The following is a 14,045-nucleotide window of genomic DNA, read 5'->3' on the forward strand; positions in this document are numbered from 1 at the left end:
GGAACGTTGAAGACGACGACGTTGATAGGCCGGGTGTGTAAGCGCAGCGATGCGTTGAGCTAACCGGTACTAATGAACCGTGAGGCTTAACCTTACAACGCCGAAGATGTTTTGGCGTGATTTGAGAAATTCAGCTTGTGACGGATAAGCACTCATGGCGAAAGCGGTGAGTGCAGGTGAAAAGCCCATCCTCACGGATGGGCTTTTTGCTTTTCAGCGGTATTGCTGTTATTTAGTTACAACATTCTATTACTGGAAGAGCAAGAAAATAACCACTCGAATGAGTGGTTATTGAGATTTAGTACAACAGAAGATAACTGTTTACTCTTTATTGCCCGGCAGCACAGTATTGATGATCTGCTGCGCCGTGTCTTTAATGACTTTTCCTGCGGAGTGGTCGCCTTTGGCCATAGAAGACATGAATGATTTTGCCTGCTGAAGCGTAATATGCGGCGGTAGTGGAGCAACTTCAGGATCTGTTTTCACTTCCAGCACTACAGGACGATCGGCCCCTAACGCTTCGGTCCACGCCTCATGCAGTTTATCGGGATCGTCAACAAAAATACCTTTTAGCCCAATAGATTCAGCAAACTTAGCATAAGGAACATCCGGCACATCCTGCGTTGCTTCATAACGGGGGTTCCCTTCCATTACACGTTGTTCCCACGTCACCTGGTTCAAATCGCCATTGTTGAATACGCATACAATCAGACGCGGATCGGACCAGCTTTTCCAGTATTTTTGAATCGTAATTAACTCAGCAAGGTTATTCATCTGCATCGCACCATCGCCTACCAGGGCGATAACCGGTTTTTCCGCAAACGCAAACTTAGCAGCAATAGCGTAGGGCACTGCTGCGCCCATAGAGGCAAGCCCGCCTGATAATGAAGAACGCTGTCCCTGCTTCACTTTAAAGTCCCGGGCATACCAGTTAGCGCATGAACCTGAATCAGAAGTGACGATGGCGTTATCAGGCAACAGCGGCGACATTTCCCATACCACGCGCTGCGGATTAACCGGATTGGCTTTCGCCATTGCCCGTTCTTCCATTTTTTTCCACCACTCCTGTACGGAAACAGCAATCTTTTCCTGCCATGAGCGGTCTTCTTTACGTTTAAGCAGCGGCAGCAGAGCCTGTAAGGTACTGACGGCGTCGCCATGCAGATTAACTTCGGTAGGATAGCGTAATCCCAGCATGGAGGGATCGATATCGATCTGGACGGCACGTGCCTGGCCTTCTTTTGGCAAGAATTCTGCCCAGGGAAAGCCGGTGCCAATCATGAGCAACGTGTCGCACTCCTGCATGAGATCCCACGACGGCTCGGTACCGAGCAATCCTATACAGCCCGTTACAAACGGAGCATCATCGGGCAAAACATCTTTACCTAATAAAGCCTTAGCTACACCTGCGCCCAACAAATTAGCTGCCTGAACCACTTCCACCGCCGCTTCGCGCGCGCCAGCGCCAATCAATATCGCAACTTTTTTACCGTCGTTAAGGATATCAGCAGCGCGCTGCAGATCGTATTGATGAGGGATGACATGCGGGCGTTGATAGCCGGGGCCTGAATGCGTAAAACCATGCGCATGCTGCGGTTCTTGCCACTCTTCATCCTGAATATCTTTTGGCAGAATAAGCACCGTTACGCCATTGGTAGCGGTAGCAATACGCACCCCCCGATCCACCAGATGGCGAACCTGTGAGGGCGTCGCCGCTTCCTGTACAAAGCTTGCTACATCGCTGAATACGCGGTCGAGGTTAAGCTCCTGTTGATATGTGGCGCCGCGGGCCGTTGCCTCCGCCTGACCCGCGATGGCGATGACCGGCATATGGTCCATTCGTGCGTCATACAGCCCTGTCAGTAAGTGCGTCGCGCCAGGGCCGCCTGTTGAGAGACAAACGCCAGGTTCGCCGGTGAATTTAGCGTGAGCGCAGGCCATAAATGCGGCCATCTCTTCATGCCGCACCTGAATAAATTCAATGCCGTTGCCTGCTTTCTCTGCACGCTGCAGCGCGCCGAGCACGCCATTTATTCCATCGCCCGGATAGCCATAAATCCGGGTTACTCCCCATGCTTTTAACCGTTCTACAAAAAAGTCACTCGTCATCTTCGTCATTATTTTGCCTCGCTTCAGGTGGTACGTGACGGCGTTCAGCCTGAGCTGCGCTCGAACCTTTAGTCTGTTCGAGAATAGTTCACTTAAAGCAAATGGGCGAAAAAGGGGGAGTTCTCCGAAGGCTGCTATGGTTAAAAGAACAATCACAACGGAGAGCCGCCGGTGCGCAAAGAATTTGATTACCAGCAGGATTTTACTAATACCGATTTTCGCAAGCATCCTGAGCTGTATCAGGTAGGACGGGGCGAGCAGGGTGTGTTGCTGGTTGAGCCTTATAAGAGTGAAATTCTGCCCTGGTGGCGTTATAAGGATCCGGAGTCCGCTCAAAAGTCAGCGGAGAAAATTTATGCGCTGTTTGAGCAATACCGGGAAAAAGATGACTTTGTTGGCATGGATATGGCGCGGAAATTTATTCAAATGGGGTATACCCGCGCACGGCGCTACGCCAATTACAAAGGCGGTAAGAAATATGATGAAAAGCGTGAGTTAATGCCGCGCGGCAACGATCCGGTTAAAGCAGCGGCAGCGGCGGTATTTAAGACGTGGTGGGATCGCATACGTGCCGATGAAGATTATCTTCGTCGTAAAAAAGCACATCAAGAAAAATGGGGATAAGCAGACTCTTTCAGGGGACGTAAAATGTTCTGCGCTTCACAGAATCAATAGCCAACAAATAATTAACACTTTATTTACCTTTAATGCGGGCGCAAGCTACGGATCCGCATTTTACGGGTTGGTTTTCCCGTAATGAAAGACAGGAGAAAAAAATGACAGAAGTAACCGCCCGTTCGGAGAAAACGGCGCTGACGTCATCGGATACTCGTCGTCGCGTCTGGGCTATCGTCGGCGCTTCATCCGGTAATCTGGTGGAGTGGTTCGATTTTTATGTCTATTCGTTCTGCTCGCTCTATTTCGCCCACATCTTCTTCCCCTCCGGCAACAGCACCACCCAGCTTCTGCAAACCGCAGGCATTTTTGCCGCAGGTTTTTTGATGCGCCCAATCGGGGGATGGATGTGTGGCTATATTGCAGATAAGCATGGACGTAAAACTTCCATGCTGATTTCCGTCTGCATGATGTGCTTTGGCTCGCTCGTCATCGCCTGCCTGCCGGGTTATGACGTGCTTGGCACCTGGGCGCCAGCGCTGCTGTTGTTGGCGCGTCTGTTTCAGGGGCTTTCGGTTGGCGGCGAGTATGGCACCAGCGCCACTTATATGAGTGAAGTGGCAATAGAGGGACGTAAAGGCTTTTACGCTTCTTTCCAGTACGTCACGCTTATCGGCGGTCAGTTGCTGGCGCTGCTGGTGTTGGTTGTTTTACAGCAGACGTTAGCGGACAGCGATTTACGCGCCTGGGGCTGGCGTATTCCGTTTGCACTGGGCGCCGGGCTGGCGATTGTGGCGTTGTGGCTGCGTCGTTCGCTGGAGGAAACCTCGCAGCAGGAGACGCGTGCGCTGAAGGAAGCCGGGTCGTTGAAAGGGTTATGGCGCAACCGACGCGCTTTCCTGATGGTATTGGGCTTTACTGCTGCAGGCTCGCTGAGTTTTTACACCTTCACAACTTACATGCAGAAGTATCTGGTCAATACCGCCGGCATGCATGCTAATGTTGCAAGCGGCGTGATGACGGCGGCGTTATTTGTCTACATGCTGGCGCAACCGTTTTTTGGCGCGCTTTCCGATAAAATCGGCCGTCGTAACTCTATGATCTGCTTTAGCGTGCTCGCCACGTTTTGTACCGTGCCTATCCTCACCGCGTTGCAGCATGTCTCCTCGCCTTATGCCGCCTTTGGGCTGGTGATCCTCGCTTTGCTGATTGTCAGCTTTTACACCTCAATAAGCGGCATTTTGAAAGCAGAGATGTTCCCGGCGCAGGTGCGGGCTTTAGGAGTAGGGCTATCTTATGCCGTTGCAAACGCTCTGTTTGGCGGGTCGGCTGAATATGTCGCCCTTTCGCTAAAATCGCTGGGCTCGGAAACCGCCTTTTTCTGGTACGTTTCGGTAATGAGCGCGATTGCGCTGCTGGTTTCGCTCAAATTGCACCGTAAAGGAAAGGGCATGCGGCTTTAATGTTCGGCTAACTGCCAGATTGTATAGCCGGTCGTCGCGCCGGCTACGTCCCAGGCAAAATCCTTCCAGCTCCAGCCGCTGCCCGCCGGGCGGCTGTCCCAAAATTCTTTTGTTGCGCCAAGAGAAAGGGAGAACATGACACCCACGGCAGCGGCGCGATCGTGGCTTATTCCCTGATGTTGTGCAAACTCGTTTCCGGCAGCAGAAAGCATGGCAGAGGCGAGAAAATGCTGAGCTTTATCCTGACCCGACCAGGCGTCCTGCGCCATATGGGTACAGCCAGTTAACAGCATCGTGCTGATGAGTAAAAGAAAACGCATACAGCCTGTCCCAATAAAAAGCCCTGACGGGCAGGGCTTTTCACTATAGTTGAAAGTTACAGAATGCGGCTAATCAGCCGGTCTATCCGAATACGCCGTAAGCGGCGAATCAGCTTACGAACTTTTACCGGATAATCTGCGATGCTTTGTAACTCACGGTAATGCTTCACGACTACCGTATGGGTGCGGATAAGCTCCAGCTCTTTAGTGCGCATTGCAGCCAGTTGCTGCCTGGGATCGTGGATAAGAATGGCGTTTTCCAGGTCGAGCCGCCATGCGCGTGGGTTAAGGTTGTTGCCGGTAAGCAGCATCCATTCATCATCCACCCACATGCCTTTCAGGTGATAGCTGTTATCTTCATCTTTCCATAAGCGCACCACCAGCTGTCCGCTGTTGACATAATACTGCAGGCGGTTTAAGAAACGGCGCAGGTTGATTTCATAGAGGTAGGGCAGCGCGCCAATGATTTTAAAAGGCTCATTCTCAGGAATGTAGAAATCGTTAGCGGTTTTGTCGCCGACGATAATTTCTACCTGTTTGCCATCGCGCAGCAGCTGGATAACGTTGCGTACCAAAACGGCAGGGAGGTTGAAATAGGGAGTGCAGATAACCAGCTTCTGATCCGCACAAGGCATGAGATGGAAGATGGTTTTATTGAGCGGGCTGGATTTGCCCAGCCCAACCAGCGGCGTTACCGCCAGTTGTTCGTTATCCGCATTCCCTTGAAAATGATACGCCGCATCGCGCAATTCCTGGCGAAACAGACGGATATCGTTTTTGATTTCCGGACTCTTCGGACGACCCGGGTTGTCCAGACGATTTACCGCACGGCCTGCAGCCAGATGCTGCTGCACCCAAAAGTACATCTGATCGGCAAGCTCTGCGTTACGGATCCAGTGATAGCGATCGTAACGGTATTTTTCGTGCTGATGCAGATAAACATCATTCAGGCTGGCGCCGCTGTAAAACACGCCGTCATCAATAATAAAGCCTTTGTAGTGCAGCACGCCCAGCGCTTCGCGGGTATTAACAGGAACGCCGTAAACCGGGATTTCGACGCCTGGATTTTCCTTCGCCATACGGCAATACCAGTCAGCGTTGGTATTCGATGCCGCCGCGCCGATGCGTCCGCGCTGGGCGCGGTGCCAGTCTACAAGGACGCTTACTTCCAGTTCAGGACGCTGGCGCTTTGCTTCATACAGGGCGGAAAGAATGCCTTTGCCGCCGTCGTCCTGCTCAAGATAGAGCGCGACGAGGCAGATACGCTGGGTTGCCGCCGCGATTTTTTGCAACAGGGTTTCCCGAAAATCGGCGGGGGAAAAGTAAAACTCGACATCATCAACTGACTGAGAAAGCTTCGGTAGTTGGGCAAGGTGTTGTTGATGTTTGTTTCGTTTAAATTTAGACAACATCACAGTGCATATCTTCTCTGAATAGGATGGTCTTCTGCGCAAAACAGACGACAGAAGTGGACGATAATATCACTACTGTCCGGGAAAGTGGTCACTATTTCCAGCACCTTACTCACGACTCGGCTTCCTGCGACAGTGGTAATGTCAGGCCGACAATGCCATCTTCCAACTGAACATCCACCTTAAATCCGAGTTTTCTGGCCAGCGCCACCATGCCCCGATTATGCGGCATGGTAATGCCGTTTAACCGTTGCAGGCCATGCTCGCGAGTATAAACAATCAGCTTTTCCAGCAAACGGCGGCCAAGCCCAAGGCCTTTGAGATCCGAACGCACCAGTACCGCAAATTCCGCATCAATGTTATCCGGGTCTGATATGGCGCGCGTAACGCCAAGTATCTCCGCTTCGTTGTTCTGGTTGCGCACGGCGACGAAAGCCATTTCTCGATCGTAGTCGATCTGCGTCATGTTGGCTAAGTCATCGTGGGTAAATTCGTTGATCTCGCTGAAATAACGGTAGTAGAGATCCTCTTTTGTGACCTGAGCGATAAAGCGCTGCAACAGCGGTTCATCTTCGGGCAGGATGGGGCGGAACAGGCATCTTTCGCCGTTTTTCATTTCTACCCATTCTTCAAACTGATGCGGATAGGGGCGAACCGCCAGCCGTCCATCCGGGTCGCCTGTGAAAGGCTTAATTTGTAGCGTAACGTCAAGTGCGGTGAACTCGCTGGCGGAGGCGAGCAGCGGGTGAATATCCAGCCGGTCAATCTCCGGGCAGTCCACAATCAGGTTAGAAACCTGCACCAGTAGCTGGCTCAACGCGGGAATATCAAGCGGGCGAAGCGCGCTGCGCCCGCGAACGTTACCCTTTTTAATCGCCTGAATAACAAGATAACGCGCCAGGTTCATGTTAAGCGGCGGCAGCGCTACAGCGGCTTGTTCTTCAGGGCGCCACTCTACGCCGCCTTCGCCCAGCATAATCAGCGGTCCGAATACCTCGTCATGCTCCACCACAACCCGCAACTCCTGCGCGCCCGCACGATTTGCCATGCTTTGCACCAACAGGCCGTGAATGCGCGCCTGCGGCCAGGTCATTTTTACGCGATCGAGGATAGCATCCGCCGCCTGTTGCACCTCTTTTGCCGTGCGCAGGTAAAGCATTACACCCTGGACTTCCGACTTATGCGGAATATCCGGCGAGCGCAGCTTCAGCGCCACCGGGTAGCCAATCTGCTCAGCGATATGCACCGCTTCGGCGCTGTCGCTGGCAATCCAGGTCGGCAAAGTCTGTAGACCGTAGGCCTGCAAAATAGGCTGCACTTCATGCGTATCAAGCCGGGTAGCCCCGTCTTCTAACGCCTGTTGCAGCAAGCGATGGGCATCGGCGGTATTGGTCGTAAGGTTGACGGGCAGGGCCGGGATCTCGCGCAGCTGTTTCTGATTGCGGCGATACTCCACCATATGCATAAAGGCGGTTATTGCCCCTTCCGGCGTGCGGTAAGTAGGAATGCCGGCATCGCTAAAGAGTCTTCGCGCTTCTTGCGAAGAGTGCTCGCCGCACCAGTTGGTGATGAGCGTAACGTACTTGCCGCGCGTATGGCGATTGAGCAGGTCTATAAGCGCGCGCGCGCTTTCGCTGCCCGGCGCTGCGGCGCTGGGAGAGTGAATGATCATCAGCGCGTCATAATCGTGGCTATCAAGCAGCGCTTCTATCGCTTTCAGGTAGCGCTCAGGCGTAGCGTCATCTCGCAAATCAAGGGGGTTGGCAGGCTCAACGCCCGCTGGCAGCGCCGTTTTCAAACGGGCAAGCGTCTCCTCCCCGGGTGTTGCCAGTTTGCCGTTGCGTAACCACAGTTCATCCAGCGCAAGCGCCGCCGGGGCCGCGCCGTTGCTGACAATCATCAGCCGTTCGCCGCGCAGCGGGCGCATGTGGCTGAGCGTTTCGACGGCTGAAAAGAGCTCATGCGTGTCCTGAACGCGCAACAGGCCGGCGCGCTGAATGGCGGCATCCCAGGCGGCATCCAGCCCGGCAGGCGTGCGAAGAAGATGCCGCGCCTGCGGGCTACGTCCGCTTTTAATCACCAGAATAGGTTTATTACGGGAAGCGCTACGGGCGGCGGAAACAAAACGCCGGGCGTCGCTCAGGTGCTCCAGGTAGAGCAAAATGGCGCTGGTTTTGCTGTCCCGCGTCAGGTAATCAAGCAGCTCGTCGACATCAATGTCCAGGCTATCACCAAGCGCGATAAAATAGGAGAACCCCATTTCGCGCTGCTGGGCCCAGTCGAGGATAGTGTTGGAAACGGCGGCGGACTGCGAAATAAACGCCAGCTTGCCTTTACGGATCGGCACCGGGGAAAAGCTGGCGTTCAGGCCCTGCCAGGGGGCGAGCAGACCAAGACTGTTTGGCCCTAACAAACGCATCTGAAAACGCGCCGCGCAGGCCAGCAGGTCTGCGTGCTGCTCCGCAGGCGAAGAGAGAATAATGCAGGTCTTACAGCCTTTTTCTCCCAGCGCCTCCAGCAGCGCCAGATTTCGCCTGGCATTGGTGCAAAGCACAGCGAGATCGGGCGTAAAAGGAAGGCTCGCCACATCGGGCCAGGCAAGGACGCCGCAAACCGCTTTCCAGGCGGGCGTGACTGGCAATACCGGGCCGTTGAATCCGCCCGCCAGCAAATTGCGCATCATCAGATAACCCGCGCGATCCGGCTTCATCGACGCGCCTACCACGGCGATGGATTTCGGGCGTAGCAGGGCTTCCAGTCCACGTTGGCTCATCTTCTTCTCCGCAGGGCAAAGTGACCCGATGATTTTAAACGCTTTCTGTCGCTTCTGCTGTGACGCTTCCCTGATGGTGGGGTTTTCCTGCGAGATAGCGTTCGCGGAACAGCGCAAAATGATCGCTTAGGCGTTTTGCCGCCGCCATGTCGCCGGCGAGATCGAGCAGGGCTACCGCGACCTCGGCAGTGCAGTATTGTCCCTTTGCATGCGCTTCACGCAGGCGATAGGCGGAAACGCGGGAAAGGTCGACCGAAATGACCGGCAACGCGTCCAGATAAGGGCTTTTACGAAACATTTTCCGCGCTTCGGTCCAGGTGCCGTCGAGCATAATAAACAGCGGCGGTTTGCCGCCAGCGGGCGGGGTGGTTAAGACTTCCCGGCCCGCATCGGCATAAGACGCAGGAAAAACCACCATCGGCTGATAGTCAGGGTTAGCGACCAGATCAAGCAGCGCCTGAGGCGGCTCGGTGCGCGACCACTGAAAGGCTTCGGTATCCGGCAACACATCGGCTATCAATCGGCCGGTATTGCTGGGCTTCATTGGCTCGGTGTCAAACATCACCAGACAAAAGCGGCTGCGGGCCTGCGCGGGCTGCAACGTTGCGCACAGACATTGCTTAAGCGGCAACAGACAGCGCTGGCAGCGGCGGATACGGTTGCCCCTGGCAAGAAAAGGACGAGTGGCGCGCGCGAGGCGCTCGGCGCGTAAGCGAAGAACAGCGTTGTCGGTCATGGAAGGCCTGGCAAAAACGCCATTGTCGCAGAGGGGAAAACGGGGCGCAAATTTTGCGCCCCGTTGCGGTTACACGGCTTCGTTGACGGCTTCGTTTAGCCAGACGTCGAACGGTGCTTTAGGCACCGCGCCGTTAAGCATGTCAACGAGCTGGCCGTTTTTGAACATCATAATGGTCGGAATGCTGCGGATGCGAAAACGTGCGCTAAGCTCACGTTCCGCCTCGGTGTTGATTTTCACGAAGCGGATTTTACCGCTGCGCTCTTCAGCCACGTCTTCAAAAATCGGCGCGAAGTTGCGGCAAGGGCCGCACCACGGGGCCCAGAAATCAACCACTACCGGCAGGTCGTCTTTCAACAGGGCGTCGAAAGTTTCGCTGGTGGCATTGATAACCTCGCCGTCAAACAGCTCATGGCCGCAGCGACCGCATTTCGCGCCATCTTCAAGGCGGTCTTCCGGAATGCGGTTAATAGCCTGGCAGGCGGCACAAACGGTATTCATAACAGACCTCTGGGAAACAGGTTTACAGGAACCGGCAGGGCATGTCGGTTATGTTTCAATATTGTTGCATATTATCTGAGAAGTTGTTTCCGGCGACCAGGTGTTTTATCCAATGAGTACAATAGTTATTAGCTTTTGCGCGAAGAACATGGCGCAGCGGGGATACATCGGGTAATCTTCGCGCTTCGCGCAGCGCTGGTGGAGAAAAGCATGAATGACGATTTAAAAGGTAAAGGCGGCAAGGTCAAAGTGATGTATGTTCGCGGTGACGACAATGCCGATAAACGTGGCGCGAATCCGCGCACCGGAAAAGGAGGCGGACGTCCGTCTGGCTCTGCCCGCGCTGAAGGCGGCCGCCGCGCGCCGCGCGACGAGAAAGGCGGCGCGCGCGACCGCAACCGCAACGCTTCACCATGGCGCACCGTATCCCGCGCGCCAGGCGATGATGCGCCGGCGAAACCCGATCACGGCGGCATCAGCGGTAAAAGTTTTATCGATCCGGAAGTGCTGCGCCGCCAGCGCGCCGAAGAGACTCGCGTTTATGGCGAAAATGCTTGCCAGGCGTTATTCCAGAGCCGTCCGGAAGCCATTGTCCGCGCCTGGTTTATCCAGAGCGTAACGCCGCGTTTTAAAGAGGCGCTGCGCTGGATGGCGGCTAACCGCAAGGCCTATCATGTGGTGGACGAAGCGGAGCTGGCGAAAGCGTCCGGCACCGAGCACCATGGCGGCGTCTGTTTTCTCATCAAAAAACGCAATGGCCTGTCGGTTAACCAGTGGCTGAGCCAGAGCGGCGAAGAAGATTGCGTCCTGGCGCTGGAAGATGTCGGCAACCCGCATAACCTCGGCGCAATCGTGCGCAGTTGCGCGCATTTCGGCGTGAAGGGCGTGGTGGTGCAGGATGCCGGGCTGCTTGAATCCGGCGCAGCAGTGCGCACCGCTGAAGGCGGCGCAGAGCATGTAGAAGCGATAACCGGCGACAGCTTTAACGACACGCTCGAGCAGTTCCGCCGCGCAGGTTACGCTATCGTTACTACTTCCAGCCACAAAGGCACGCCGCTTTTCCAGGCGCAACTGCCGAAGAAAATGGTGTTGGTGCTCGGCCAGGAGCGCGAGGGGATTTCAGAAACCACGTTCGCTAATGCCGATCTGCGTCTCTCGATTGATGGCACCGGTAACGTTGAGAGCCTGAACGTCTCGGTAGCGACCGGCGTCCTGCTTGCCGAGTGGTGGCGACAGAACAAAGCCTGATAAAAAACGCCAGCGTAAGCTGGCGTTTTGCTATTCCGATTCGGCGGGCAGCGTCGGTTCCCAGTCGATGGGCTTTTGTCCATGCGCCATCAGGTATTCATTGGTTTTGGCGAAATGACCGCAGCCGAAGAAACCGCGATGGGCGGAAAGCGGAGACGGGTGCGGCGCCTGCAAAACATGGTGCCTCTGACGGTCGATAATCGCGCCTTTCTTCTGCGCATGCGAGCCCCAGAGCAGAAATACCACGCCTTCGCGATGCTCGTTAATAAGCGAGATGACCTTATCAGTAAAGGTTTCCCAGCCGAGATTCGCGTGTGAGTGCGCTTTACCCGCCTGAACCGTCAATACGGTATTGAGCAGCATAACGCCCTGACGCGCCCAGCTTTCCAGATAGCCATGCGTCGGGCGTTCAAAGCCCGGAATCGACTTTTCCAGCTCTTTATACATATTCACCAGCGAAGGCGGCGGCGCTACGCCCGGGCGAACGGAGAAAGCAAGCCCGTGCGCTTGCCCCGGGCCGTGATAAGGATCCTGTCCAAGGATAACCACTTTTACGTCGCCCAGTTCCGTAAAGCGAAAAGCATTGAACACATCTTTTTGCGGCGGATAGATAGTTACGCCTGCTTCGCGCTCGGCGGCTACGGTGGTCAGGATGTTCTGGAAATAGGGTTTCTGTTTCTCTTCGGCCAGCACGTCGTGCCAGGTGAGTTTGTCAGCCATCTCGCTCTCCTGCGAATTTTCTTTCCCTAAGCTTAACTGCTTATTTCATCTGAACAAAATTTCCCGGAAGCCAGAGGCGAACGCGGATGAAAATTTACACTTCTCTGGCCGTCTTGTTGGCTGCCTAAGTTGATATAAAACAAATCCTTGGTTTTATGCCCGCTTTTTCTATGTGGTTTTTGTTGATTTTAATCAAAGAATAATGCCCCGCTGTTGGTATATAAAACAACCCATCAACAATGGTTTTACCAATTAGCCAACGCTGGCTGATGATAATCAAAGACTAAGCCCATAGGGAGGCATCATATGATTACGGGTATCCAGATCACTAAAGCCGCGAACGACGACCTGCTGAACTCTTTCTGGCTGCTGGACAATGAAAAAGGCGAAGCACGCTGCGTTTGCGCGAAAGCAGGGTTTGCAGAAGATGAAGTCGTCGCCGTAAGCAAACTTGGCCAGTTTGAATACCGTGAAGTACCGATGGAAGTGAAGCCGGAAGTACGCGTGGAAGGCGGTCAGCATCTGAACGTCAACGTACTGCGCCGCGAAACGCTGGAAGATGCCGTTAAGCATCCGGAAAAATATCCGCAACTGACTATTCGCGTTTCTGGTTATGCGGTGCGCTTTAACTCTCTGACGCCTGAACAGCAGCGCGACGTTATTGCCCGTACTTTTACAGAAAGCCTGTAATCTGCCGGACGACGAGGGGGCTCTTCGTCGGCAGCCATAAAAAAACCGCCTGTAAAACAGGCGGTTTTTTCTTAACAGACGATTACTCTTCGCTGCCCGTCGTTGCTGCCGCATTGGGTTTGCGACGCTTGCCGATATTTTTAGTATCGCGATGACGTTTTTTCACGCGCGGCTTCTCTTTTTCTTTCTCTTTTTTCTTCTCTTCGCGTTTTGCCAGCACTTTCTTCGACGGTTTGCCCTTGAGCTTCTCGCTCGGCGCGCGCGTTGTCGGGCGCAGTTCGTCGATAACGCGCGCTTTCAGCGGCTCTTTGACATACCGCTCAACTTTGCCAAGCAGCAGATGGTCATGAGCCTCCACTAGCGAAATCGCGGTGCCTTTACGCCCGGCGCGGCCTGTACGACCAATGCGGTGCAAATACGTATCCGCCGTGCGCGGCATGTCGAAGTTAAAGACATGGCTGACATCCGCAATATCGATGCCGCGCGCCGCCACGTCGGTGGCGATAAGCACGTTGACGCGACCATCGGTCAGGCGCTTAATCGCTTCGTTACGCTTAGCCTGCACCATCTCGCCTTCGAGATAACAGGTATTGATGCCCGCTTCGCGCAGCCAGCCCGCCAGTTCATGCACGCGCTCGCGCTTGCGCACAAAGACGATAGAACGGCTGACGTCCGGCTGTTTTAGCAGGTGCACCAGCAGGGCGGTTTTATGTTGAACATCATCCGCGCGGTAATACCACTGGTGGATCTTCTTACGTTCGCGAACAGAAGGGGTGGCGGAGACTTCAACCGGATCTTCCAGCAGACGCTCAGCGAAATCTTTAATCGCTTCCCCTTCGAGCGTGGCGGAAAACAGCATGGTTTGCTTACGCCAGCGCGTTTCGCCAGAGATGTGTTCGATATCCTGCGCGAAACCCATGTCCAGCATGCGGTCCGCCTCATCGAGGATCAGCGTTTCCACAGCCCGGCAGTCGAAATTCTCTTCTTTAATGTATTGCAACAGGCGACCGGTGGTCGCGACGACGATATCCTGGTTTTCGCTGAATACTTCGGCGTGGTTCATATATGCAACGCCGCCAGTGATTGTGGCGATATCAAGATGCGTGTGAGCGGCGAGCTCGCGAGCGTGCTCGGCAACCTGCATAGCCAGCTCGCGGGTTGGCGTCAGAATGAGAATACGCGGCGGTCCCGATTTTTTACGGGGAAAGTCCAGCAGATGCTGCAACGCCGGCAACAGATAAGCTGCCGTTTTACCGGTGCCTGTCGGCGCTGAACCCAGCACATCACGCCCTTCGAGCGCAGGCGGAATAGCGGCGGCCTGGATAGCCGTGGGACGAGAAAAGCCTTTATCCTGGAGGGCATCCAGAAGGCTTTCATCAAGTTCAAGTTCGGAAAAAGTGGTTACAGTCATTTTCTACCTCAGTGTGGGCCGCCGATTATAGACGTTCAGCCTGTAAT

General features: G+C 54.6%; 12 protein-coding genes and 1 rRNA gene. 5 read left to right on the forward strand and 8 right to left on the reverse strand.

Features of this window, described 5'->3' with window-relative positions; genetic code table 11:
- Positions 1–94, forward strand: a 23S ribosomal RNA gene (locus IEX01_RS15680); the annotation flags it as partial.
- Positions 95–321: 227 nt separating this feature from the next.
- Here IEX01_RS15680 and IEX01_RS15685 read toward each other — a convergent pair.
- On the reverse strand, positions 322–2,118 hold the full coding sequence (locus tag IEX01_RS15685) for a thiamine pyrophosphate-requiring protein (protein ID WP_188724240.1): 1,797 nt from the start codon (positions 2,116–2,118) through the stop codon (positions 322–324).
- Between the two features lie 162 nt (positions 2,119–2,280).
- On the opposite strand from IEX01_RS15685, the gene IEX01_RS15690 reads away from it, so the two are divergent.
- Positions 2,281–2,733 carry a DUF4385 domain-containing protein gene (locus IEX01_RS15690; protein ID WP_188724147.1) on the forward strand — a complete coding sequence of 151 codons (453 nt, stop codon included), beginning with the start codon at positions 2,281–2,283 and terminating at the stop codon, positions 2,731–2,733.
- 152 nt (positions 2,734–2,885) lie between these two features.
- Complete coding sequence (locus tag IEX01_RS15695) at positions 2,886–4,187, forward strand: MFS family transporter (protein WP_188724148.1); 1,302 nt, start codon at positions 2,886–2,888, stop codon at positions 4,185–4,187.
- Here the strand turns inward: IEX01_RS15695 and IEX01_RS15700 are convergent.
- From IEX01_RS15700 to trxC, 5 genes are all read right to left on the reverse strand, one after another.
- A complete protein-coding gene (locus IEX01_RS15700) occupies positions 4,184–4,507 on the reverse strand; it encodes a YfiM family lipoprotein (protein ID WP_024556597.1) in 324 nt (107 codons plus the stop codon). The genes IEX01_RS15695 and IEX01_RS15700 overlap by 4 nt on opposite strands.
- A 56-nt stretch (positions 4,508–4,563) precedes the next feature.
- A complete protein-coding gene (gene pssA / locus IEX01_RS15705) occupies positions 4,564–5,919 on the reverse strand; it encodes a CDP-diacylglycerol--serine O-phosphatidyltransferase (protein ID WP_188724241.1) in 1,356 nt (451 codons plus the stop codon).
- 112 nt (positions 5,920–6,031) lie between these two features.
- Positions 6,032–8,692, reverse strand: a complete 2,661-nt coding sequence (locus IEX01_RS15710; protein WP_188724149.1) for a bifunctional acetate--CoA ligase family protein/GNAT family N-acetyltransferase — start codon at positions 8,690–8,692, stop codon at positions 6,032–6,034.
- 34 nt (positions 8,693–8,726) lie between these two features.
- Positions 8,727–9,428 carry a tRNA-uridine aminocarboxypropyltransferase gene (gene tapT / locus IEX01_RS15715; protein ID WP_188724150.1) on the reverse strand — a complete coding sequence of 234 codons (702 nt, stop codon included), beginning with the start codon at positions 9,426–9,428 and terminating at the stop codon, positions 8,727–8,729.
- 69 nt (positions 9,429–9,497) lie between these two features.
- Entirely contained in the window at positions 9,498–9,929 is a 432-nt protein-coding gene (gene trxC / locus IEX01_RS15720) for a thioredoxin TrxC (protein WP_024556601.1), read from the reverse strand.
- Between the two features lie 210 nt (positions 9,930–10,139).
- Here trxC and IEX01_RS15725 point away from each other — a divergent pair, with 210 nt between their 5' ends.
- Positions 10,140–11,177, forward strand: coding sequence for a tRNA/rRNA methyltransferase (locus IEX01_RS15725; RefSeq protein ID WP_188724151.1), 1,038 nt, complete (start codon positions 10,140–10,142; stop codon positions 11,175–11,177).
- 30 nt (positions 11,178–11,207) lie between these two features.
- On the opposite strand, the gene ung is transcribed toward IEX01_RS15725, so the two are convergent.
- Complete coding sequence (gene ung / locus IEX01_RS15730; RefSeq protein ID WP_188724152.1) at positions 11,208–11,897, reverse strand: uracil-DNA glycosylase; 690 nt, start codon at positions 11,895–11,897, stop codon at positions 11,208–11,210.
- A 306-nt stretch (positions 11,898–12,203) separates the two neighbouring features.
- Between ung and grcA the strand changes: the two genes are divergently transcribed.
- On the forward strand, positions 12,204–12,587 hold the full coding sequence (gene grcA / locus IEX01_RS15735; RefSeq protein WP_024556604.1) for an autonomous glycyl radical cofactor GrcA: 384 nt from the start codon (positions 12,204–12,206) through the stop codon (positions 12,585–12,587).
- A gap of 82 nt (positions 12,588–12,669) precedes the next feature.
- Here the strand turns inward: grcA and srmB are convergent, their stop codons facing one another.
- Positions 12,670–13,998, reverse strand: coding sequence for an ATP-dependent RNA helicase SrmB (srmB, locus tag IEX01_RS15740; RefSeq protein ID WP_024556605.1), 1,329 nt, complete (start codon positions 13,996–13,998; stop codon positions 12,670–12,672).
- Positions 13,999–14,045: the final 47 nt, after the last annotated feature.

Source organism: Franconibacter daqui (assembly GCF_014644275.1).
In the GTDB taxonomy this organism is placed as follows: domain Bacteria; phylum Pseudomonadota; class Gammaproteobacteria; order Enterobacterales; family Enterobacteriaceae; genus Franconibacter; species Franconibacter pulveris.